Here is a 22,705-nt window from a genome sequence, read left to right as displayed (position 1 = left end):
TCCGGTGCATGGCCAGGCCCACAAAGCGCACCACCCTCCGCGAGGTGGCCGAGGCCACCGGCCTCTCCACCGCAGCCGTCTCGTACGCGCTGCGCGGCAAGCACGTCTCCAAGGAGACCGAGGAGCGCGTGCGCAAGGCCGCCGCCGAACTCGGTTACGAGGCCGACCCCATCGCCCGCGCCCTGGCCAGCGGCCGCACCAGCATGGTCGGCGTCATCGCGGGTGACCTGCAGGATCTCTGGCAGCAGCAACTGATGGCGGCGATAGGGCGGGAGCTGCTCGCGGGCGACCGGTACGCGCTGATCCTCGACGCGGGCGGGGACCCGGAGCGCGAGCTCGTCCTGGCCAAGCAGCTGCGCGACCAGCGGGTGGACGGGATGCTCGTCTCGCCCGTCGACCCCTCGGCGCAGGGCTGGGTGAAGATCGCCGAGCAGGTTCCCGTCGTGTCGATCGGGGACTCGCTGGAGCATGCCCGTACGGCCGGTGAAGTCCTCTTCGACAACCGCGCCGGGATCGACGCGGTGCTGGGGTATCTGGCCGGGCTCGGGCACCGGCGGGTGACCGTACTGACGCCGACCGGGCGCGCCACACCGGACCGGCCCGCCGACGTGTACGTGCGGGAGGCGGCAGCGCGGATCGGGCTCGACGTCGAAGTGGTGCCGTGCGGGCTGGAGTTGGGGGTGGCCACCGAGGTCGCGCGGGGCGTCCTGCGCGGGCCCGGGACCGCCGTCTTCTGCTTCTCGGACTCGATCGCGTACGGGGTGTACGCGGCCGCCGCCGAGGCGGGGATCGCCGTAGGGCGCGATCTGTCGGTCGTCGGCTTCGACGACCACCCTGTCTCCCGGGTGCTCACCCCGCCGCTCACCACGCTGGACTGGGGCCTCGCGGAGATCGCCAAGGAGGCGGCCCGGCTGGCGGTCGCCGCGATCGAGGGGCGCCGGGTGCGACGCAAGCGGATCCTGTGCGCACCCGAGCTGATCGAGCGGGGGTCGGCCAACCGGGCAGGGCCTGCTTAGTCCTTGACCAGGCCCTTCTCCTTCAGCCACGCGTCGGCCACGCGGTCCGGGTCCTTCTTGTCCTGGTCGACCAGGCGGTTGAGCTTGGTCAGTTCGGGTGTCGTCAGTACGTTGCCGAGCGTGGCCAGGGCCTTGCGCACCTTGCCGTCCGCCTTGCGCGCGGCGATCAGCGGGACGATGTGCTGGGCGGGGACCAGGTTCTTGGGGTCCTGGAGCACGACCCACTTGTTGGAGGCGACGTCCACGTCCGTGGTGAAGACGTTCGCGACGTCCACGTCGCCCTTCTTCAGGGCGCCCTTCACCAGCGGCCCGGAGGAGTCCAGCGCCTTGAACTCCTTGAACTCCACGCCGTACACGTCCTTGAGGCCGACGACCCCCACGACCCGTTTCTGCATCTCGGCGGCCGCGCCGAAGACCAGCTTGCCGTTGGCCTTGGTCAGGTCGGCGAGGGTTTTCAGGCCGTACTTGTCGGCGGTCTCCTGGGTGACGGCGAAGCTGTCGCGGTCCTCGGCGACCGCGTACGGCAGCACCTCCAGGGAGGCGGGGAGCACGGCCGCGAGGGCGTTCTGCATCGCGCCCGCCTCGGTGTCCTTGGCGTTCTTGTCGAGGTAGAGGAGCAGGCTGCCCTGGTACTCGGGGAGGAGGTCGATGTCGCCGCCCTTGAGCGCGGGGACGATGATCTCGCGGGAGCCGAGGTTCGGCTTGACGGTGGTCTTGATGCCGGCGGCCTTGAGGACGCCCGCGTAGAGGTAGCCGAGTATCTGGTTCTCGGTGAAGTTGGCGGTGCCGATGATCAGGCCGCCCGAGCTGGATCCCGTGTCGCCGCCGGAGCCGTCGCCGTCGAGCGAGGTGATGCCCGAGGAGCAGGCGGCGAGGAGGGGCGCGGAGGCGCCGGCGAGCAGGGCGGTGAGGGCTGTGCGTCGGTTCATGAGTCTCAAAGTCCTTGGGGTCAGCGGGCGTTGGCGGGGCAGCCGCGGAGCAGCAGCCGCTGGACCCCGCTCAGGGCCAGGTCGGCGGCGATGGCGAGTACGGCGACGAGTGCCGCGCCGCCCAGTACCTGCACCAGGTCGCGCTGGGCGAGACCGTCGAAGACATAGCGGCCCAGGCCGCCGAAGCTGACGTAGGCGGCGATGGTCGCGGTGGCGATGACCTGCACGGTCGCGAGCCGGATGCCGGTCATGATCAGGGGCAGCGCGAGGGGGAGTTCGACCTGCCACAGCACCTGGTGGCCGCGGAGTCCGACGCCCTTGGCGGCGTCCTTGACCTCGGGGTCGACGGCGGCCATGCCCGCGTAGGTGTTGGTGATGATCACCGGGACGGCGAGCGCGACCAGCGAGATGTAGACCGGCCACATGGAGAGGCCGCCCGCGAGGAAGACCAGGGTGACCAGGCCGACGGTGGGCAGCGCGCGGCCGAACGACGCGAGGTTGACGGCGATGAACGCGCCGCGCCCCGTGTGCCCGATCAGCATGCCGATGGGGAGCGCGATCGCGGCGGCGACGAGAGTGGCGAGCAGGGAGTACTCGAGGTGTTCGGCGAGGCGGTGCGCGATGCCCGCGTTGCCGGACCACTGGGAGCCGCTGGTCAGCCAGGAGACGAGGTTCTTGAGGAGTTCGAGCATGACGGGTCAGGCACCTCGCTTGTGGGTCCACGGGGTGGCCAGCCACTGGACGGTGACCAGGGCCGCGTCGGCGACCAGGGCGAGCAGCAGCGTCAGGGCGACGCCGGCGATGACGGGGGTGGGGAAGTTGCGCTGGAAGCCGTCGGTGAAGAGCTGGCCGAGGCCGCCCTGGCCGATGTAACTGGCCACGCTGACCAGGGAGATGGACATGACGGTGGCGACCCGTACGCCCGCCATGATCACGGGCAGCGCGAGGGGCAGCTCGACGGTGAGGAGGGTGCGCAGGGGCTTGGCGCCCATCGCGGTGGAGGCCTCGCGCGCCTTGGCGGGGACGGCGTCCAGGCCTTCGACGGTGTTGCGGACCAGGACGACCAGCGTGTACGCGGTGATGCCCGCGACCGCGGTCGTACGGGTCAGTCCGGTGACCGGGAGCAGCAGGACGAACAGGGCGATCGACGGGATCGTGTAGAGGATGTTGGACAGCCCGAGCACGAAGCCGCGCAGGGGGCGGACGCGGTGGGCGATCACCGCGAGGGGGAGCGCGATGAGGAGGCCGAAGAAGACCGCGGAGAGCGCGGTGGAGAGATGGTCGGTGGTGAGCCGGGTCATCTCGTCGATGTGGTCGGGGAACCAGCCCCATTCGATGGTCATCAGGCTGCCGCGCCCGCGCTGACGTGGGCGTCGCCCGCGTGGTCGTGGATCGCGGCGCGTGCGCTGACGCCGGTCAGGACGCCGTCGGCGTCGACGCGGGCGACGAGGCCCGCGGGGGAGGCGATCGACTCGTTCAGCGCGGAGAGCAGCGAGTCGCCGTCGCGCAGGGCGCGTACGGGAAGCAGCGGTGCATCGGCGCCGTCGCCGGCCGCGGCGTCCGTGTCGCGCCAGCCCAGCGGCTTGCGGGCGCTGTCGAGCTCCAGCTGCCAGCGGCTGCCCTCGGGGGCCGGGTGCTGTTCCACACCGGCGAGGGTGATCAGGGAGAGGAGCTTGAGGCCGCGCTCGGCGCCCAGGAAGTCCGCGACGAAGTCGTCGGTGGGGCGGGCCAGGAGCTCGGCGGGCTCGGCGCACTGGACCAGATGGCCGCCGGTGCGGAAGACGGCTATTCGATCCCCGAGGCGTACGGCCTCGTCGATGTCGTGCGTGACGAAGACGATGGTCTTGGCGAGGTCCTTCTGGAGGCGCAGGAGCTCGTCCTGGAGCTGGGTGCGGACCACGGGGTCCACCGCGCCGAAGGGCTCGTCCATGAGCAGGACGGGCGGGTCGGCGGCGAGCGCGCGGGCCACGCCGACGCGCTGCTGCTGGCCGCCGGAGAGCTGGTGCGGGTAGCGCTTTCCGGAGTCGGCGGCCAGGCCGACGGTCTCCAGGAGCTCGGCGGCGCGGTCGCGGGCTTTCTTGCGGCCCCAGCCGAGGAGCAGCGGGACGGTGGCGATGTTGTCGAGGACCGTGCGGTGCGGGAAGAGGCCGGACTGCTGGATGACGTAGCCGATGCCGCGTCTCAGATCGGCGGCGTCCGACTCCAGGATGTCCTTGCCCGCGAGACGGATCGTGCCCGAGCTCGGGTCGACCATCCGGTTGATCATGCGGAGGGTGGTGGTCTTGCCACAACCGGAGGATCCGACGAGGACCGTGATCTGTCCTTCCGGCATCTCCAGCGAGAGGTCGTGCACCGCGGTGGTGCCGTTCGGGAAACGCTTGTGGACTTCGTCGAATTTGATCATCGGTCATCCCTTGCCCGGCTGCATATGGTCATGCAGAGTTCTTGGTGTCTGAATAAATTGTCAATGGCCCGCGGTAAATCACTGGTTACATGAGTCCGACGGGTAAGACGTTCTGTCCTGAATGGAGGCGTTCGCGCATGATGTCGTCCCGCATGGTGGACTCTCCGACCGGCATCGTCGTCCTGGACGGCGAGTCCCTCCCGGTCTCCGACGTGGTCCGCCTCGCGCGCGGTACGGCAAGGCCCGTACCCGGAACCGAGGCGATGAAGCGTGTGGAATCGTCGTGGGACGCCGCCCGCGAGCTCGCCGCCTCGGGCCGGGTCTACGGACGGTCCACCGGTGTGGGCGCGAACCGGAATGAGGCGGTGCCCTCCGAGGCGGCCGCCGACCACGGGCTGCGGCTGCTGCGCTCGCACGCCGGAGCGATCGGCGACCCGCTGCCCGAGCACGAGGTACGCGCCATGCTCGCAGTCCGCGCCAACCAGCTCCTGGCCGGGGGTGCCGGGCTGCGCCCGACCGTCGTCATCGCGCTCTGCGAGGCGCTGGAGGCGGGGGCGTATCCCGTCGTCAACGAATTCGGGTCTGTCGGCACCGGAGACATCGCGGCCCTCGCCCAGGTCGGCCTCGCGCTGGCGGGCGAGCACCCCTGGCTGGGGGCGGGCGATGCCCCCGAGGCGCAGCCCCTGGACAACAACGACGCCCTCGCCCTGATCAGCAGCAACGCCCTGACCCTGGGCCAGTCCGCCCTCGCCCTGGACGAGCTGCGGCGGCTGGTGGCCGCCACCCAGGTGGTGGCGGCCCTCTCGCTGCTCGCGATGGACGGCTCCTTCGAGGCGTACGCGGAGCCAGTGCACGCCGCCCGTCCGCACCCCGGCTCACAGGCCGTCGCCGCCCGCAGTCGCTATCTGCTCGGCGCCCCGGAGCGGCCGACCCCGCCGCTGGGCCGCATCCAGGATCCGTACGGACTGCGCTGCGTCCCGCAGATCCACGGGCCCGCGCACGACGCCGCCGACCTCCTGGAGCGGACCCTCGCCGTCGAGATCAACGCGGCCGCGGAGAACCCGCTGATCAGGGCGGACGACATGGCCGCGTACCACCACGGCGGCTTCTACATGGCCCAACTCGCCCTGGCCCTGGACCACTTCAGGCTCGCCGTCACCCAGGTCGCCCGGCTCTCCACCTCGCGCCTCTCCGCGCTGAACGAGCCCGCCTTCACCCGCCTCAAGCCCTTCCTGGCGGACAACGAGGCCGCGTCGTCGGGCGTGATGATCCTGGAGTACGCGGCCGGAGCGGCCCTCGGCGATCTCCGGGCCTTCTCCGCACCCGCCTCCCTGGGGCATGCTGTGCTGTCGCGTGGCGTCGAGGAGCAGGCCAGCTTCGCCTCGCTGGCGGCGCGCCAGTCGCTGCGGGCGGTCCGTGCCTACCGGTACGTCGTCGGCTGCGAACTGGTCGCGGTGGTACGGGCGCTGCGCCAGCGCGATCTGCGGATCGACCCGGAGCTGCCAGTCGGGAAGGCCTTCGACCTCGCGGCATCGGTGCTCGGCGACGACACGGCGGACCGGCCGCTGACCGACGACGTGGCGGCCGCGGCCGCGCTGCTCGACCAGTTCAACGAACTCTGAGGACCAGGGGACCAGGCATGAGTGACAGCCCCGCCGCACGGCTGCAGCAGCTCTTCGAAGGGCACCGGCTGACGCCGACGCAGCGGCGTATCGCGCACTGCATGGTGCGCCGCGCCGCCGACGCCCCCTTCCTGTCCTCGGTGGAGCTGGCGGAACTGGCCGGGGTGAGCCAGCCCTCCGTCACCCGCTTCGCCGTCGCACTCGGCTTCGACGGCTATCCGGCGCTGCGCAAGCATCTGCGCGAGGTCGCCCCGGTGGGCGGGGGCAGCGCCGCCGACACGTACAACGAGTACCAGCAGGCCGTGCAGGCGGAGATCGAGAACCTGCGCCATCTCGCCGAGGTGCTCGCCGACCCGTCCGCGGTCGAGCGGGCGGGCCGGCTGCTCGCCGCCTCACCCGCGCTGCCCGTGCTCGGGCTGCGCGCCGCTTCCTCGCAGGCCCGTGGTTTCGCCTACTTCGCGGCCAAGGTGCACCCGGACGTCCGCCTCCTCGACGAGGGCGGCACGATGCTCGCCGACCGCATCGACGCCGCGGTGCGGGCCGGGGCTTCGGCGCTGCTCTGTTTCGCGCTGCCGCGCCATCCACGCGAGGTCATCGAGGCGCTCGCCTACGCGCAGTCGGCGGGTCTGACGGTGGTCACGGTCGCGGACTCGGCCTTCGCGCCAGTGGCCAAGCACAGCGACGTACTGATCCCGGCGGCAGTCGGCACGGGGCTCGCCTTCGACACCGCGTGTGCGCCGATGCTGCTGGGCCGGGTGCTGCTGGAGGCGATGTGCGACGACCTGCCCGAGGCGCAGGCGCGGCTGGAGGAGTTCGACGCACGGGCCACGGCGCGGGGGCTGTTCGCCGAGTAGACGCCGGGCCGGTGGTGCCGCGTACCACTGCGGCGGGCAGAGTGCCGCCCGCCGCAGGGCCGCCCTGTCAGACCTCCAGCTCCTTTTCGATCTTCTTCAGCTGGTGGCGGGCCATCGCGAGGTTCGACCGGTTCTTGTCGAGCGCGATGTAGATGAAGAGGCCGTCGGTGCCCCGGCCCTTGAGCAGCCGGATCAGGTGGTACTGGCCGCCCAGGGTGATCAGGATGTCCTCGATCTCGTCCTTGAGGCCGAGGAGTTCCATGGTCCGCACCTTGGCGCGCACCACATCGGTGTTGCCCGCGGCGGCCACGGAGAGGTCGAGCTCCTTGCCTCCGCCGAGGGTGCCGAGGGCCATTCCGCTGGTGTAGTCGACGAGGGCCACGCCGATCGTGCCCTCGATGGAGGTCATCGCTTCCTTGAGCGCGGTTTCCGTGTTCGCCATGGCGTTGGTACTGCCTTTCTTCCGGATGGTGCTGGATACGGTCCGGGACCTGCTGGTCCGGGATGTCGGGGAGTCGGTCACGAGTTCTCCAGCCGTTCGAGGGCGCCGTCGACCAGTGCACCGATACGCGCACTCGCCCTCCGCGCCTCGAGGTGCAGGCGGCCGACGTTGATCCGCGGCTGGGCGAGGAGAGTCAGTACGGCGGAGGAGCCCGCCGCGTAGGTCGCGACATAGCCGTGCTCGCCGCGGACGAGGAGTTCACGGAAGCCGCCCTGCCCCGTCGTCTCGGTGAGCCGCTGCGCCACGCCCAGGGCGGCGGCCGTGAGGGCGGCGATGGTCTCGGCCTCGGCGGCCGAGGTGTCCTGGGCCAGCACCAGACCGTCGGCGCTGGCGGCCAGAGCGCCGCTGAGCAGAGGTACCCGCGCCCTCAACCGGCCGAGTTCTTCGAGGACTTCGGCCTCTGCGGACATGAGCTGTCTCCTCTCGGCGCGCTGCCGCAGGGAGCGGATCACAGCGTGGCCTCCAATGCGTCGCGCAGTCGGGTGAGAAGGGCGATGTCGGGGTCGGTCCCCGTCCCCACGTCCGTGACCCAGTCGGGCACGGTGGGCTGCGCGGTGGGTGCGCGGGGCGTTTCGAGGACACCGGCGGCGGCCAGCCTCCGGACGTCGATGAGGGTGTGGAACGCGGGACGGCCCAGCACGCGCGCGATGTCCTGCGCGGTCCTGACCCCGTCCACCAGCGCCAGTACGGCGCGTTGGCGCGGGGTGACCGGGGCGTCCGCGAGGCGGTGTGTGCGTACGACCGGGGCGGTGTCGACCGCCTCGTACGGCCAGAGCTGGTCGAGCAGTTCACGGCGGCGTGCGGCCTCCCGCTCCACCCGGGCGGCGGGAACGGACTGGACCGGGCCCATCCAGTGCACCACCCCGTAACGGAAGCGGGTGGGCCCGCTGCTGGGCGCCAGCGCGAAGAACGCGGCGTCGTGCAGGGCGCTGAGATGGCAGATCTCCAGCTCGCCGCCGCCCAGTTGACCGCTGTCGACGAGGAAACGGGCGACCCGGCCCCTGGCACCCGCCCGGTCGACGGCCTCCTGCCAGCCCTCGGGGCGCAGCCTGCCGGACGCGGTGAGCATGACCTCCATGCCGGGGGAGGACGGGCTCTCGGCGTGCACGACCTGGCCGTCGGCGAGATACAGGGTGCCCCGGTCGCGGAGCAGGGCTCCGGTGGCCTGCTCGGCCGCCAGCCGCACCAGCATGGGCGAAATGGTGCTCATCCCAGGACCAGCCGTTCGGCCAGGTCGCGCAGCCGGTGCCTGGCCAGGGCGAGATTGCCGAGGTCGCGGTCGAGCCAGAGATGGAAGAACACGCTGCTGTCGAAGGTCGTCTCGACGAAACGCAGCACGTGGTAGGTGGTGCGCGTGGTGACGATGACGTCCTCCACGGGCAGTTCCTTGCCCGTGGAACCGTCCGCGGGATCGTCGGGGACGAACGAGGGGTGCTCGGCCGCCATCCGGGCCAGCTCCGCGGTCTCGGCCGCGGTGGCCTCGGGGTCCTGGTGCGGTGCCTCTCCGACGGTGCCCAGGGACAGCCCGCTCGTCCAGTCCACCACCGAGGCCCCGATGGCACCCGGCACCTGCATCACTTCGAGCAGGCACTCGTCTATTCCGGCCACACTGAACCCCCTCCCCGGCGCTGCAGCTGTGACCGTCAAGTTACGCAGAGTTCTGTTCGCCGGGTGGAGTTCTGGCATTTTCCAGCGGAACATGCGGAGCTTGGATAGGGTCCGTGCCGCCCATGCGGAGGGGGTGGTTCAGCGGCGGCTCAAAGGAGAGCGTCCCGGTGTTCCCCACCGGATTCGGCCACGATCTCCTGGAGCGTCTGCGGGGTGCGCACGGTGGCGAAGGAGGTGCCATCGCTGTCCGCCGTGAAGCCGTGGACACCCGGCCTGGCCAGGCTGTTGTACGCGTAGTGATGGGCGAAGTAGTACGCCCCCGTGTCGAGGACCGCCGCGTAGTCCCCCTGTTCGAGGAGGGGCAACTCCCTGTTCTCGGCCAGGAGATCACCGGCGAAGCACGCCGGGCCCGCCACGTCCTGCGGAACCTCGACGCCCGCCTTGGGCCGGCCCTTCGTGTCATATGCGGCGATCCGCAGAGGCCAGGAGACGGGTGCGTAGACCGTCCTGGTCGCGACCTGGACGCCGGCGTGGGTGACCGCGATGGGGCGTCCGCCCGACGTTTTCGTGTACTCGACCCTGGCCAGAATCGTGCCGTGTTTGGCGAGGAGCGAGCGACCGAACTCGGTCACCAGACCGTAGCGGCCGTCGAGGAGCCCGGGGACGGTGGACTTCAGGAGCCGGGCGTAGTCGGCGTACGTCGGCGTCTCCTCGTCGGAGGAGAAGTTGACCGGGAGGCCGCCGCCGATGTCGACGGTGTCGATCTGCTGCCGGCCCGCCGCGGTGTTGATCTCCTCGGCCAGCTCGTACGCGGCCCTGACGCCCTCGGCCATCAGCGCGAGAGGGACGCCCTGGGAGCCCGAGTGGGTGTGCAGGCGGTTGAGCCACGGCCGGTCCAGGTACGCACGGACGACCCACTCACGGGCGCCCTCGTCGCGGAGCGCGATGCCGAACTTGGAGGTGGCGGTGGCGGTGGAGAGGGCGCCGATCGAGCCGCCGCCGATCTGCGGGTTCACCCGAAGCCCGAGGGGTGATGCGGTGGTGGCCGAGGCGACCAGGGCGTCGATACGGGCGAGCTCCTGCGGGTTGTCCGCGTTCACCGCGATGCCCAGGGCCAGCGCCTCGCGCAGCTCGGCCGGGGTCTTCGCGGGGGAGTCGAGGACCGTGTGCTCGGGGCGTACGCCCGCCGCGCGGGCCAAGGCCAGCTCGCCGGGGCTGGCGACCTCCGCGCCGATCCCCTCGTCCCGCAGCAGCCGCAGGACCGGGACGAGCGGGGAGGCCTTGACGGCGAAGGCGTGCAGAACGGGGGTGTCCGGCGGGGTCACCTCCGCGAACGCGGTGCGCAGCGCGGCCGCGCTGCTGCGGATGCCGGTGATGTCCAGCAGACCGATGATGGGGGTCTCGGGGCCTGCGAGCCCCTGCTCGACCGCTGCCTGTACTGCCTGCTCACGCCGCGTCGCGGCGTCCGTGTCCGAAGCCATGTGGTCTAGACAACCACCTCCCCGGGCGCAGTGGGGAGACCGTGCGTATTGACTAGTTCTATTCAGCTCGTCAGGATGTGAATAGTCCATGCAACATTCACGAGGAGGCAGACCATGTCAGGACCCCGGCCGGTACGGGCACCGCGCGGTACGGAGCTGAACACCCTGGGATGGCAGCAGGAAGCCGCCTTGCGCATGCTGCAGAACAACCTCGACCCCGAGGTCGCCGAGCACCCCGACAAGCTCGTCGTCTACGGCGGCACCGGCAAGGCCGCCCGCGACTGGCGCTCCTTCGACGCCATGGTGCGCACGCTGAAGACGCTCAAGCAGGACGAGACGATGCTCGTCCAGTCCGGCCGCCCCGTCGGCGTGATGCAGACCCACGAGTGGGCGCCCCGTGTCCTCATCGCCAACTCCAACCTGGTCGGCGACTGGGCGAACTGGGAGGAGTTCCGGCGGCTGGAGGCCCTCGGACTCACCATGTACGGCCAGATGACGGCCGGCTCCTGGATCTACATCGGCACCCAGGGCATCCTCCAGGGCACGTACGAGACCTTCGCCGCGGTCGCCAACAAGAAGTTCAACGGCACCCTGGCCGGGACGATCACGCTGACCGCCGGGCTCGGCGGCATGGGCGGCGCCCAGCCGCTCGCCGTGACGATGAACGACGGCGTCGCGATCTGCATCGACGTCGACCCGCGCGCCATCGAGCGCCGCATCGAGCACCGCTACCTGGACGTGAAGGCCGACTCGCTCGCCCACGCCCTGCAACTCGCCGTCGAGGCCCGCGACGCCCGCCGCCCCCTGTCGATCGGCCTCCTCGGCAACGCCGCGGAGTTGCTGCCGCAGATGCTCGCCGAAGGCGCGCCCATCGACATCGTGACCGACCAGACCTCGGCCCACGACCCGCTCGCCTACCTCCCCGTCGGCGTCGACTTCGACGACATGGCGACGTTCGCGGAGAAGGACCCGGCGGGCTTCACCACCCGTGCCCGCGAGTCCATGGCCACGCACGTCGAGGCCATGGTCGGCTTCATGGACGCGGGCGCCGAGGTCTTCGACTACGGCAACTCCATCCGCGGCGAGGCCCAACTGGCCGGTTACAGCCGGGCGTTCGACTTCCCCGGCTTTGTGCCCGCCTACATCCGTCCCCTCTTCTGCGAGGGCAAGGGCCCGTTCCGCTGGGCGGCGCTCTCCGGCGAGGCCTCCGACATCCACAAGACGGACCGCGAGCTGCTGAAGCTCTTCCCGGAGAACGAGTCGCTGCACCGCTGGATCAAGATGGCCGGCGAGCGCGTCCACTTCCAGGGCCTGCCCGCGCGCATCTGCTGGCTCGGCCAGGGCGAACGCGACAAGGCCGGTGACCTCTTCAACAACATGGTCGCCGACGGCACCCTCGCCGCCCCGCTCGCCATCGGCCGCGACCACCTGGACTGCGGCTCGGTGGCCTCCCCGTACCGCGAGACCGAGGCCATGCTGGACGGCTCCGACGCGATCGCCGACTGGCCGCTGCTCAACGCCATGGTCAACGTCGCCTCGGGCGCCTCCTGGGTCTCCATCCACCACGGCGGCGGTGTCGGCATGGGCCGCTCCATCCACGCCGGTCAGGTCTCCGTCGCCGACGGCACGAAGCTCGCGGGCGAGAAGATCCGCCGCGTGCTGACGAACGACCCCGGCATGGGCGTCATCCGTCACGTCGACGCCGGGTACGACATCGCCGAGAAGGTCGCGGACGAGAAGGGCGTACGCGTCCCGATGCGCGAGGGTGACGACGCGTGACGCGTGACGTGACGCGTGAACAGCCCTCCTTCCAGGAGATGTGGCGGGAGTTGCTCCCCATCGGGCGCGACTCCGGCTCCGGCGGCTACCGGCGCCATGCCTGGACCGCTGCCGACGCCGACTGCCGGGAGTGGTTCAAGGCGCAGGCCGCCGCCCGCGGTCTGACGTACGAGCTCGACCGCAACGGCAACCAGTGGGCCTGGCTCGGCGACCCCCTCGCGGGGGACGCCGTGGTCACCGGGTCGCACCTGGACTCCGTCCCGGACGGCGGCGCCTTCGACGGGCCGCTGGGTGTCGTCTCCTCCTTCGCCGCCCTCGATGAACTCCGCCGGAGGGGAGTGGAGTTCAGCCGGCCGCTGGCCATCAGCAATTTCGGCGACGAGGAGGGCGCCCGCTTCGGGCTCGCCTGTGTGGGCTCGCGGCTCGCCGCCGGGCAGCTGACCGTGGACAAGGCGCACCAGCTCCGGGACGGGGACGGCGTCACGCTGCCCCAGGCCATGGAGAAGGCAGGGTACGACCCCGACACCATCGGGGCCGACCCCGAACGCCTCGCTCGTATCGGGGCGTTCGTCGAGCTCCACGTGGAGCAGGGCAGGGCGCTCGACCTGTCCGGTGACGCGGTCGGCATCGCCTCGGCGATCTGGCCGCACGGACGCTGGCGCTACGACTTCCACGGCGAGGCCAACCACGCCGGCACGACCCGGCTGGTGGACCGCCGCGACCCGATGCTGACGTACGCGGAGACCGTCCTCGCCGCCCGCCGCGAAGCCGAACTCGCCGGTGCCGTCGCAACCTTCGGGAAGATCTCCGTCGAGCCCAACGGAGTCAACGCGATCCCCTCGCTGGTACGCGGCTGGCTCGACTCCCGCGCCGCCGACCAGTCCACCCTCGACACCGTCATCGCCGGGATCGAGCAGGCGGCCAAGGAGCGCGGCGAGCGCGACGGCGTGGACGTCCGGGTCACCCGGGAGTCCTTCACGCCCGTGGTCGAGTTCGAGCACGCCCTGCGCGACGAGCTCGCCAAGATCCTCGGCCGGGACGGGGCGGACGTGCCCGTCCTCGGTACGGGAGCGGGACACGACGCCGGAATCCTCTCCGCGTCCGTCCCGACCGCCATGCTGTTCGTACGCAACCCCACGGGCGTCTCGCACTCCCCGGCGGAGACCGCCGGCGAGGACGACTGCGTCGCCGGGGTGAGCGCACTGGCCGACGTACTGGAAGGGCTGGCCTGCAAGTGACGCAGACGTACTGGCTGGAGCACGCCTGGCTCGGCACCCATGTCGAGCCGGGCGTCGCCCTGGACGTGTCCGACGAGGGCCGGATCGCGGCCCTCCGCACCGAGGTCGCCACCCCGCCCCCCGGCGCGACCGCCCTGCGCGGGCTGACGATCCCCGGGCTCGCCAACGCCCACAGCCACGCCTTCCACCGGGCCCTGCGCTCCACGGTCCAGGTCGGCTCCGGGACCTTCTGGACCTGGCGCGAGGTGATGTACGGGGTGGCCTCCCGCCTCACCCCGGACTCCTACTTCACCCTCGCGCGCGCCGTGTACGCGGAGATGGCGCTCGCCGGGATCACCGCCGTGGGCGAGTTCCACTACCTCCACCACGCGCCGGGCGGCACGCCCTACGACGACCCGAACGCCATGGGCGAGGCCCTGATCGCGGCGGCAGCGGAGGCGGGGATCCGGATCACCCTCCTCGATACCGCCTACCTCTCCTCCGGCTTCGGAGCGGCCCCCGACCGCCACCAGCAGCGGTTCTCCGACGGGACCGCCGAGGCCTGGGCCACACGCTCTTCAGTTCTCAAGGACCGGGATCACGCGCGGATCGGTGCGGCCATCCACTCCGTACGCGCCGTGCCCGCCGACCAGTTGGGCATCGTCGCGCAGTGGGCCGAGGAGCGGCGGGCCCCGCTCCATGTCCACCTTTCGGAGCAGACCGCCGAGAACGAGGCCTGCCTGGCCGCCCACGGACGCACCCCCACCCGGCTCCTCGCCGACCACGGGGTGCTCGGCCCGCGCACGACCGGCGTCCACAACACCCACCTCACCGCGGAGGACATCGCCCTCCTCGGGACGGCGTCCACCGGCACCTGCATGTGCCCCACCACCGAGCGCGACCTCGCCGACGGAATCGGCCCGGCGCTCCAACTCCAGCGCGCCGGCAGTCCCTTGTCGCTCGGCAGCGACAGCCATGCGGTGATCGACATCCTCGAAGAGGCGCGCGCGATGGAGCTCAACGAGCGCCTGCGCTCGCGCACCCGCGGTCACTGGACGGCGGCAGCCCTCCTGCGGGCGGCGACCGCCGACGGCCACGCGGCCCTCGGCTGGGACGACGCGGGCGTGATCGAGCCCGGGGCGCTCGCCGACTTCACGACGATCGCGCTGGACTCGGTCAGGACAGCGGGCCCGGTGCCCCGGCTGGGCGCGGAGACCGCCGTATTCGCCGCCTCCGCGGCGGACGTGCGCCATACGGTCGTGGGCGGCCGTCATGTCGTACGCGACGGAGCGCACACCCTGGTCCCGGACGTCCCGCGAGCCCTGGCCGAGTCCATCGCCGCCCTGCACGCCTAGAGCCGCCGCCGAAACCGTAGGAGCACACCCCCACGATGACGACCGCCATCACCAACATCGCCAGTCTGGTCACCAACGACCCCTCCCTCGGTGACGGTTCCCCCATCGGTCTGATCCAGGACGCGGCGCTCGTCATCGACGGCGACCGCATCGTCTGGGTCGGTGAATCAAGCAAAGCACCCGCCACTGACAACGCCGTCGACGCAGGCGGCCGCGCGCTGATCCCGGGCTTCGTCGACTCCCACTCCCACCTGGTCTTCGCAGGCGACCGCACCGCCGAGTTCAACGCCCGCATGTCCGGACAGAGTTATTCGGCGGGCGGCATCCGCACCACCGTCGCCGCCACCCGCGCCGCCACCGACGACCAGCTGAGCGCCAACGTGGCGAAGTACCTCCACGAGGCACTCCGGCAGGGCACCACCACCCTGGAGACCAAGTCCGGCTACGGCCTCACGGTGGAGGACGAGGCCCGCGCCCTGCGCATCGCCGCCACCCACACCGACGAAGTCACCTACCTCGGCGCCCACATCGTCGCCCCGGAATACGCCGGCTCCGCGGACGACGCAGCCGCCTACGTCGACCTCGTCACCGGAGACATGCTCGACGCCTGCGCGCCCCACGCCCGCTGGATCGACGTCTTCTGCGAGAAGGGCGCCTTCGACGGCGACCAGGCCCGCGCCATCCTCACCGCCGGCAAGGCCAAGGGCCTCCTGCCCCGCATCCACGCCAACCAGCTCTCCTACGGCCCCGGCGTCCAGCTCGCGGTCGAGCTCGACGCCGCGTCGGCCGACCACTGCACCCACCTCACGGACGCCGACGTGGAGGCCCTCGCCCAGGGCAGCACGGTCGCCACGCTCCTGCCCGGCGCGGAGTTCTCCACCCGCGCCCAGTGGCCCGACGCCCGCCGCCTCATCGACGCGGGCGCCACGGTCGCGCTCTCCACCGACTGCAACCCGGGCTCGTCCTTCACGTCCTCCATGCCCTTCTGCATCGCCCTGGCGGTACGGGACATGGGCATGACCCCCGACGAGGCGATCTGGTCCGCCACGGCCGGCGGGGCACAGGCCCTGCGCCGCTCCGACATCGGTGTCGTACGCGAAGGCGCCCGCGCCGACCTCACGCTCCTCGACGCCCCCTCCCACGTCCACCTCGCCTACCGCCCCGGCGTCCCCCTGGTCTCCCAGGTCTGGCGGGCAGGCGTCTCCCAGTTCTGAAGGGCCCAGTTCTGAAGAGCCCGGCTCACCGCCGCGCCAGATACACATCCAGCGCCTTGTGCAGCACCCGCCCCAGCGAGAACTCCCACTCGCCGATCAGCTCCTCGACCCGTCCCCCCGACCCCACCTTGAAGCGCAGCCGCCCCGCGCCCGCCGGGCCCGTGCCCTGCGCCAACCCGTCCGTCACGCCGCCCAGTTCGTAGAACTCCGCGCCCATCGCATGCGCGTCGCACAGCATCCGCCAGTGCAGCGCGCAGCTGGGCCGCAGTTCCCGGTGGCGTACGGCGGGACCGCTGTACGCGTGCCGCACCTGCGTGCCTGCGAGGGTCATCAGCGAGGCCGCCACGACGTCCCCCTCGTACTCGGCGAGATACAGCCGCAGCCCGTCGGCCCCGTCCGCGTTCAGCGCCTCCCACATCCGCCGGAAGTACTCCAGCGGGCGAGGGGTGTTGCCCCCGCGGGCGGAGTCCCGCGCGTACAGCGCATGGAAATCGCCCAGATCCGCCTCGGTGCCCCATCCCACCCGCACGCCCGCCTCGTCGGCGATCTCGATCCCGCGCCGCCAGTACGCACCGAGCCCGGCCCGGAGTTCCTCCACCTCGCGCCCCGCAAGACCCACCCGCACCACGAACCCCGGCTGCCCCACTCCGTCCTCGACCGGCCGCCACCCCAGCGCCCGCAGCCGCTCGGTCAGGGCCATGGCCCGGGGGTCGGTCCAGTCGGCCGGGATCTCGCCGAGCCGCCGTGCCCGCCCGGCCGCCGGATCGGCCAGCGCCGCCTCGACGGTGGACGCCTCCCAGTGCCGTACGACGACCGGCGGCCCCATCCGTACCGCGAAGGCCCCCCGCTCCCGCGCATGGACGAGCAGCGGCCGCAGCCGCCCCTCCACGAGATGCGGCAGGAACCAGTCCACCGCGGGCCCCTCCGGCACATACGCCAGCGACCGCCGCGTCCCCGGCGCCTGCCGGTACAGCACCAGCGCCGCTTCCCGCTGCGCACCATCCGCGTCGAACCACCCGACGCTCTCCGCGTCCCATCCCTGCTTGACCCGCCCCCAGGCCGGCGTCTGCAGCGGGCTCGCGGACGGGTACAGGGCCAGGTGGCCGAGGTGTTCCCCGGTGCTGATCGTCCGTACCGTCAGGCTCATGGTGCGCGCTCCTCTGTTCGAGTAAGCACCCTATGGCCTGCTTCCGGGGGCCGTCCCTGCGCGAGTCCGCAGCCGCCCCCGCGACGACCGACGTGTCGTAGTTGTCACCAGTTTCACGGATCGGTCACAAGAACGGGGATAGTCCCTACCGTGAGGCGATAGCGACCGGTACCGTCCCTTCCAGGGTTGCTCAGGGGGAGACCGGGGGGTCGAGTTGAGCGATGTACGGATCCGTGTCGTCAAACCGGGTGAACTGAACGCCGGCGAGATCGAGAGCTGGCGGGAGTTACGGGCCAAATCGGGTGCGCCCGCAAATCCCTTCATGGAGCCCGAGTTCACCCTCGCCGTGGCCCGGATGCGTTCCGGCGCACGGGTGGCGGTGCTGCGGGAGGACGGGGAGGCCGCCGGGTTCTTCCCGTACGAAAAGGGATTACTGGGGCGGGGGAGGGCCATCGGTTTCGGGGTCTCCGACAGTCAGGGCGCCGTTCTGCGCCCCGGGATCTCCCTCTGCGCGACCGAGCTGATGAAGGCCTGCGGGATCTCGGCGTGGGAGTTCGACAACCTTGAGGCGCAGCAGGGGCTGTTCGTGCCCGATGCCGCCGAGACGTATTCCTCGTACGTCATTGATATCGGGAACGGCTACGAGGCGTACGAGAACGTACTGCGCACCCAGTCGCCCAAGTTCCTGAAGACCACCCTCGCCAAGGAGCGCCGCATGGGGCGCCAGATCGGCGAGCTGCGCTTCGTCTTCGACGAGCGCGATCCGGCGGCGCTACGGCAGTTGATGGCGTGGAAGTCGGCCCAGTACCGCAGGACGGGGCGCGGCGACCGCTTCGCCAAGGAGTGGATCAGCGGCCTCGTCGAGTACCTCGCGCATCTGCGGTCGCCCGGCTGCTCGGGGATCCTCTCCGTCCTGTACGCCGACGACAAGCCCGTCGCCGCGCACTTCGGGTTGCGCTCGCGCACCGTGCTGTCGTGCTGGTTCCCGTCGTACGAACCGGAGTTCGCGAAGTACTCGCCGGGACTCGTCCTCCATCTGCGGATGGCCGAGGGGGCCGCGGCCGCGGGCATCGGGATGCTCGACCTGGGGCGCGGGGCGGCCGAGTACAAGGACTCGCTGAAGACCGGGGAACTGCTGGTCCACGAAGGGGCGTCTCTGCGACCGGGGACGGGGGCGGTGCTGCACTGGGTCGGACGTGAGCCGGCCCGGCGCGCACACCATTTCGTACGCGGCAGGCCCCGGCTCGCCGCCTTCGCGCAGAACAGCCTGGAGCGGGTGGGGCGGCTCCGTGGCAAGTGACGGGGCAGGCGACGAGGCGGACGACGCGGCGCCGGAAGACGGTACGGCGGACGACGCAGCGCCGGACGGCGACGGGGCGAGACCGCGACAGCAAGCCAACAGCAGGCAGAGACGGGGGAGTCGCATGCCGCAAGCACCTCATCAGCTCAGCGCGATCAGAGTGGCCGAGCTGGACCTCGCCGGACTCGAAGGGGAGGTGCTCGCGCTGCGGCCCGCGCCCGGCGGCCCGCCCCTGACGTCCGGGGACATCTACGCACTCGTACGACTCTGGGGCACCCCTGTCGGCGCGGTCCTGGCCCACGTCCCGCCAGGGGCGGACCCTGCCGGCGTGCTCGCCGCGGCGGCCCGCAGGCAGCTGGGGGACTTCGGGCAGGACGGGCCCGCGCCGCCCGTCAAACCGGGCGACCTGCCCCGCGCTTCGATCATCGTCGCCTCGCGCGAGCGCCCCGGCCAACTGGCCCGCGCCCTCGACTCCCTGCTCGTCCAGGACCACCCCGACTACGAGATCGTCGTCGTCGACAACGCACCCTCCACCACCGCCACACGCGACATGGTGGAGGAGAACTACGCGCCCAAGGGTGTCCGTTACGTCCACGAACCGGTCCCCGGCCTGGCCTCCGCCCACAACAGGGGCGTCGCCGCGGCCGAAGGAGCGGTGCTCGCCTTCACCGACGACGACGTCATCGCCGACCCGCACTGGCTCACCGCCCTGGCCGCGCCCTTCGACGCCGACCCGCGCCTGGCCTGCGTGACCGGGCTGATCCTCCCTGCCCTTCTCAACACACCCGCGCAGATCCTCCTGGAGAGCCACGGAGGCTTCGCCAAGGGCTTCGTACCGCGCCTCTTCGACCCGGCCGCCCCACCACCCGACGAGCCCCTCTTCCCCTTCACCGCAGGGGAGTTCGGCTCCGGCGCGAACATGGCGTTCCGTGCGGGTCCGCTGCGCGAGGTCGGCGGTTTCGACCCCGGTACGGGAGTCGGCACGGCCGCCAAGGGCGGCGACGACCTCTACGCGTTCGCGCGGATCGTGGTCGGGGGGCACCGGCTGCGCTACACCCCACAGGCGGTGGTCTGGCACCACCACCGGGAAACCTGGAAGGACCTGGAGAACCAGGCGTACGGCTACGGGGCAGGCCTCACCGCGTACCTCACCGCGATCATCCTGCGCCGCCCCGGACTGCTCCCCGCCCTCCTCGCCCGCCTCCCGCGCGGTCTGGCGCACGCGCTGTCCATCACGGCGTCCAGGGCGGACACGGCCGGTGGTTCGATCCCGGGCGAGCACGGCACCCACGACTACCCCTGGCCGCGCAGCCTCTCCCGTCTGGAGCGCAAGGGGATGCTGTACGGACCGATCGGCTACCTCCGGGCCCGGCGCAGCGTCCGCGGAAACCCGCTGCCCTGGAAGGAGAGCCGGTGAGAGCCGCCGAGAGCATCCCCGTCCTCCTCTACCACGCGGTGATGGACGACCCGCCGTCCTGGATCGCGGAATTCACGGTCACCCCACGGCAGTTGGGCGCCCAGCTCGACGCGATCCTCGCCAGCGGCCGCACCCCGGTCCACATCAGCGCGGTCGCCGAGCACCTGGCCGGGCGTGCCGCACTGCCGCCCCGCCCCGTCGCGATCACCTTCGACGACGGGTTCGCCGACCTGCCGGGTCCGACCGCGGAGGCGCTCGCGGGCCGGGACATCCCGGCGACCGCGTATCTCACCACCGGCGCGATCACCGCGGGCGGCCGCAGCCTGCTGCCGCCCGCGCCCATGATGGACCTGGCGCAGGCCCCGCTCCTGGAGCAGTACGGCATGGAGGTGGGCGGGCACACGGTCTCCCACCCCCAGCTGGACACGCTCACAGCCGACGAGCTGCACCGGGAACTCTGCGACTCCAAGAGCGCGTTGGAACAGGTACTGGGACACCGGGTGGACCACCTCGCCTATCCACACGGTTACAACAGCCGCGCCGTCCGCAGGGCCGCCGCCCGGGCCGGCTACGACAGCGCGGTCGCGGTCCGTCACGCGCTCAGCTCCGCCACCGACGAGACGTACCGCATCGCCCGCCTGATCCTGCGCCGTACGCACACGGTGCGGGACATCGAGGCATGGATGGCCGGGGACGGCGCCCGCGTCGCGCCCTACCCCGACTCGCTGCCCACGGTGGGCTGGCGGCTCTACCGCCGTGGGCGGGCGGCGCTGCGCGGTCCTGTGTTCGCCGGGTAGATCACCTACGAAATCGGTCGAATCCCTTGCGCATCAAGGGTGTTGGAGAGGCACACAAAGGCGAAGGTTTTTCCTATACTTCGTCGAAGGGGACAGCGGCGTGACGGCCGCGACCACATATGTGGGGGGAGTCGCACGGTGCAGCAACGCATGCCCACACCGGTCACGGGGAGCGCCGAAGTGCCGCTGCCGGGGACCCAGGAGCCACAGGACGCCCGGCCGAGACAGCAGGGTGAGCCCAGGGTTCCGCTGTCCCGCCGCGTCGCGGAGGTCGAAATCCAGCAGTGGCTCACCTGCGGAATGCTGCTCCTGGCAGCCGTCCTGTGGTCGGTCTCCCTGCCCATGACCGACTTCCGGCACATGGGCACCTACGGCCTGCTCGACAAGTTCCCGCCGCTCTTCTACCTCTCCTTCGTCCCGCTGACCGCAGGCTTCGTCATCAGCCTGCGCCGCGCGGGCACGGCCCCCTGGTGGCCGGCGGTCTACTGCATCGCGCTGCTCGTGGCGATCAAGGCGCCGACGGCGATCCTGTACGACGCGGTGCGCTACCCCTGGGCCTCCAAGCACGACGCGGTCGTCCACCACATGCTGCGCCTGGGCGAACTGCACCCGCACGAGGCGCTGTCGGGGAACATGTCGGCGTACGACCAGTGGCCCGGCTTCTTCACGCTCAACGCGGGCCTGGTGAAGACCTTCGGGGTCACCTCCACGGCCTCGTACCTCAACTGGGCCTCGATCGTCTACGGCGTCCTCGTCATCCCGGTGCTCGTCCTGATCTACCGCACCTTCACCGAGGACTGGCGCCTCGTCTGGACCGGCGTGTGGATCTTCGAGGTGGCCAACTGGGTGGGCCAGGACTACTTCTCGCCGCAGGGCCTTTCGTACATCCTCTACCTGGCGATCCTGGCCGTCGTACTGCGCCACTTCGTACGCCCCGGATCGGCCGGATCCCTGCGCTCGCGGCACCATCTCGACCCGGCGGCGGCCGCGATCCCGCCCCCCACCACGGTCCGCCAGCGCGCCGTCTGCGTGGCGATCATCGCCCCGCTGATCGCCGCCATCAACTTCTCGCACCAGCTCACCCCGGTGATGCTCTGCGTGGCACTGGTCGCCCTCAGCCTCACCAAGCGGTACCGCAACTGGGGCCTGCTCGTCGTCACCGGCATCATCATGCTGATCTGGGACCTCACGATGGGCCGCCCGCTCTTCATCGAGACGATGGAGTCGCTGAAGGAATCGGCGGGCAACCTCCTCAACAACTCCCGGCCCGGGTACGCGGGCGAGCTCACCGGCGCAGGCCCTGTCCTCCAGGGCCGGGCCAATGTGGTCATGGTCCTTGCCGTCGTCGCCCTCGCGGCCGCCGCCCTGCTGCTCCGCCGCCGGCTGGTCAGGAGCGCGCTGCCGCTGCTCCTGGTCTCCGCCGCGCCCGTACCGATGTTCGCCGTCAACGACTACGGCGGCGAAATGCTCTTCCGGGTCTATCTTTTCGGCCTCCCGGGCGCCGCCTTCTTCGCGGCAGCGGCCCTCGTTCCCGCCGCGGCGAACACCGGCAGGCACAAGGTCGCGTACCGCCGCATCACCACCGTCGCCCTCCCGCTCGCCCTGGCCGCGCTGGTGGTGGGCTTCTTCCCGTCGTACTACGGCAAGGAACAGAGCTACTACACGCCGCCCGCCGAGACGGCGATGGTCACCAAGGCCATCGAGCACGCCCCCAAGGATGCGCTGATCCTCTCCGCCACAGGGTCCTACCCGATGGCGCTGGACCGCTACGACGAGCTGGAACACTGGTTCTTCGTGGAGCAGGAGGAGCCGGAGAACATCAAGATGCTGAAGGATCCGGCGGGTTACCTGGGCAAGCAGATATCGAAGGGCACCACGGCGATCGTCATCCTGACCCGTACGCAGGAGACCTTCACGGCGGCCGAGGGGCTGCTGCCCGCAGGCGGCTTCGCCGAACTGCGCAGCAAGCTCGAAGCCTCGCCGAAGTACCACGTGATCGACCGCAACGCGTACGGCGTCGTCCTCGAATACCGCGCATGATCCGCATGCTCCCGGGAGTTGCT

Annotated in this window: 21 protein-coding genes; 11 read left to right on the top strand and 10 right to left on the bottom strand. The window is 71.3% G+C overall.

The window, feature by feature from the left end:
• Positions 1-8: 8 nt before the first annotated feature.
• The gene (locus tag AB0H78_RS24795) at positions 9-1,016 is read left to right on the top strand and encodes a LacI family DNA-binding transcriptional regulator (protein WP_363236748.1); all 1,008 of its coding nucleotides are present in this window, start codon (positions 9-11) and stop codon (positions 1,014-1,016) included.
• On the opposite strand, the gene AB0H78_RS24790 is transcribed toward AB0H78_RS24795, so the two are convergent.
• The 4 genes from AB0H78_RS24790 to AB0H78_RS24775 are packed head-to-tail and all read right to left on the bottom strand — an operon-like array spanning position 1,013 to position 4,349.
• Complete coding sequence (locus tag AB0H78_RS24790; protein ID WP_363236747.1) at positions 1,013-1,945, bottom strand: ABC transporter substrate-binding protein; 933 nt, start codon at positions 1,943-1,945, stop codon at positions 1,013-1,015. The two genes, AB0H78_RS24795 and AB0H78_RS24790, sit on opposite strands and share 4 nt — an antisense overlap.
• A gap of 20 nt (positions 1,946-1,965) precedes the next feature.
• The gene (locus AB0H78_RS24785) at positions 1,966-2,637 is read right to left on the bottom strand and encodes an ABC transporter permease (RefSeq protein ID WP_363236746.1); all 672 of its coding nucleotides are present in this window, start codon (positions 2,635-2,637) and stop codon (positions 1,966-1,968) included.
• A gap of 6 nt (positions 2,638-2,643) precedes the next feature.
• Complete coding sequence (locus AB0H78_RS24780; RefSeq protein ID WP_363236745.1) at positions 2,644-3,288, bottom strand: ABC transporter permease; 645 nt, start codon at positions 3,286-3,288, stop codon at positions 2,644-2,646.
• Positions 3,288-4,349: an ABC transporter ATP-binding protein gene (locus tag AB0H78_RS24775; RefSeq protein ID WP_363236743.1), complete on the bottom strand. Its 1,062-nt coding sequence runs from the start codon at positions 4,347-4,349 to the stop codon at positions 3,288-3,290. The genes AB0H78_RS24780 and AB0H78_RS24775 overlap by 1 nt, the downstream gene beginning before the upstream one ends.
• 140 nt (positions 4,350-4,489) lie before the next feature.
• Between AB0H78_RS24775 and AB0H78_RS24770 the strand changes: the two genes are divergently transcribed.
• Together AB0H78_RS24770 and AB0H78_RS24765 are read left to right on the top strand one after the other, a co-directional pair.
• Positions 4,490-5,971 carry an aromatic amino acid ammonia-lyase gene (locus AB0H78_RS24770; RefSeq protein ID WP_363236917.1) on the top strand — a complete coding sequence of 494 codons (1,482 nt, stop codon included), beginning with the start codon at positions 4,490-4,492 and terminating at the stop codon, positions 5,969-5,971.
• A 17-nt stretch (positions 5,972-5,988) separates the two neighbouring features.
• Positions 5,989-6,825 carry a MurR/RpiR family transcriptional regulator gene (locus tag AB0H78_RS24765; protein ID WP_363236742.1) on the top strand — a complete coding sequence of 279 codons (837 nt, stop codon included), beginning with the start codon at positions 5,989-5,991 and terminating at the stop codon, positions 6,823-6,825.
• A gap of 67 nt (positions 6,826-6,892) precedes the next feature.
• Here the strand turns inward: AB0H78_RS24765 and AB0H78_RS24760 are convergent, their stop codons facing one another.
• The 5 genes from AB0H78_RS24760 to AB0H78_RS24740 form a co-directional block, all read right to left on the bottom strand.
• Positions 6,893-7,267 carry a hypothetical protein gene (locus AB0H78_RS24760; RefSeq protein WP_363236741.1) on the bottom strand — a complete coding sequence of 125 codons (375 nt, stop codon included), beginning with the start codon at positions 7,265-7,267 and terminating at the stop codon, positions 6,893-6,895.
• A 77-nt stretch (positions 7,268-7,344) separates the two neighbouring features.
• The gene (locus AB0H78_RS24755; protein WP_363236740.1) at positions 7,345-7,737 is read right to left on the bottom strand and encodes a roadblock/LC7 domain-containing protein; all 393 of its coding nucleotides are present in this window, start codon (positions 7,735-7,737) and stop codon (positions 7,345-7,347) included.
• A 38-nt stretch (positions 7,738-7,775) separates the two neighbouring features.
• A complete protein-coding gene (locus AB0H78_RS24750) occupies positions 7,776-8,537 on the bottom strand; it encodes a transcriptional regulator (RefSeq protein ID WP_363236739.1) in 762 nt (253 codons plus the stop codon).
• Positions 8,534-8,935: a hypothetical protein gene (locus AB0H78_RS24745; RefSeq protein ID WP_363236738.1), complete on the bottom strand. Its 402-nt coding sequence runs from the start codon at positions 8,933-8,935 to the stop codon at positions 8,534-8,536. Before AB0H78_RS24745 ends, AB0H78_RS24750 begins: the two co-directional genes overlap by 4 nt.
• Before the next feature lie 149 nt (positions 8,936-9,084).
• A complete protein-coding gene (locus tag AB0H78_RS24740; protein ID WP_363236737.1) occupies positions 9,085-10,416 on the bottom strand; it encodes a diaminopimelate decarboxylase in 1,332 nt (443 codons plus the stop codon).
• A 114-nt stretch (positions 10,417-10,530) separates the two neighbouring features.
• On the opposite strand from AB0H78_RS24740, the gene hutU reads away from it, so the two are divergent.
• Genes hutU through hutI form a run of 4 tightly spaced genes read left to right on the top strand, consistent with a single transcriptional unit; the run spans position 10,531 to position 15,981 of the window.
• Complete coding sequence (gene hutU / locus AB0H78_RS24735) at positions 10,531-12,195, top strand: urocanate hydratase (protein WP_363236736.1); 1,665 nt, start codon at positions 10,531-10,533, stop codon at positions 12,193-12,195.
• 38 nt (positions 12,196-12,233) lie between these two features.
• The gene (locus AB0H78_RS24730; RefSeq protein ID WP_363236916.1) at positions 12,234-13,433 is read left to right on the top strand and encodes an allantoate amidohydrolase; all 1,200 of its coding nucleotides are present in this window, start codon (positions 12,234-12,236) and stop codon (positions 13,431-13,433) included.
• Complete coding sequence (locus AB0H78_RS24725) at positions 13,424-14,767, top strand: formimidoylglutamate deiminase (protein WP_363236915.1); 1,344 nt, start codon at positions 13,424-13,426, stop codon at positions 14,765-14,767. Before AB0H78_RS24730 ends, AB0H78_RS24725 begins: the two co-directional genes overlap by 10 nt.
• Before the next feature lie 35 nt (positions 14,768-14,802).
• Complete coding sequence (hutI, locus tag AB0H78_RS24720; RefSeq protein ID WP_363236735.1) at positions 14,803-15,981, top strand: imidazolonepropionase; 1,179 nt, start codon at positions 14,803-14,805, stop codon at positions 15,979-15,981.
• A gap of 25 nt (positions 15,982-16,006) precedes the next feature.
• Here hutI and AB0H78_RS24715 read toward each other — a convergent pair whose 3' ends face one another.
• On the bottom strand, positions 16,007-17,128 hold the full coding sequence (locus tag AB0H78_RS24715) for a peptidoglycan bridge formation glycyltransferase FemA/FemB family protein (RefSeq protein ID WP_363236734.1): 1,122 nt from the start codon (positions 17,126-17,128) through the stop codon (positions 16,007-16,009).
• A 214-nt stretch (positions 17,129-17,342) separates the two neighbouring features.
• Here AB0H78_RS24715 and AB0H78_RS24710 point away from each other — a divergent pair, with 214 nt between their 5' ends.
• The 4 genes from AB0H78_RS24710 to AB0H78_RS24695 all read left to right on the top strand — a co-directional run bounded on the left by AB0H78_RS24710 (position 17,343) and on the right by AB0H78_RS24695 (position 22,682).
• Positions 17,343-18,428, top strand: coding sequence for a GNAT family N-acetyltransferase (locus AB0H78_RS24710; protein WP_363236733.1), 1,086 nt, complete (start codon positions 17,343-17,345; stop codon positions 18,426-18,428).
• A 124-nt stretch (positions 18,429-18,552) separates the two neighbouring features.
• A complete protein-coding gene (locus AB0H78_RS24705; RefSeq protein ID WP_363236732.1) occupies positions 18,553-19,845 on the top strand; it encodes a glycosyltransferase in 1,293 nt (430 codons plus the stop codon).
• Positions 19,846-19,886: 41 nt separating this feature from the next.
• On the top strand, positions 19,887-20,642 hold the full coding sequence (locus AB0H78_RS24700; RefSeq protein ID WP_363236914.1) for a polysaccharide deacetylase family protein: 756 nt from the start codon (positions 19,887-19,889) through the stop codon (positions 20,640-20,642).
• A 150-nt stretch (positions 20,643-20,792) separates the two neighbouring features.
• Complete coding sequence (locus AB0H78_RS24695; protein ID WP_363236731.1) at positions 20,793-22,682, top strand: hypothetical protein; 1,890 nt, start codon at positions 20,793-20,795, stop codon at positions 22,680-22,682.
• Positions 22,683-22,705: the final 23 nt, after the last annotated feature.

It is taken from the genome of Streptomyces sp. NPDC050738 (assembly GCF_040654175.1).
In the GTDB taxonomy this organism is placed as follows: domain Bacteria; phylum Actinomycetota; class Actinomycetes; order Streptomycetales; family Streptomycetaceae; genus Streptomyces.
This window is presented reverse-complemented; position numbering and strand designations above follow the sequence as displayed.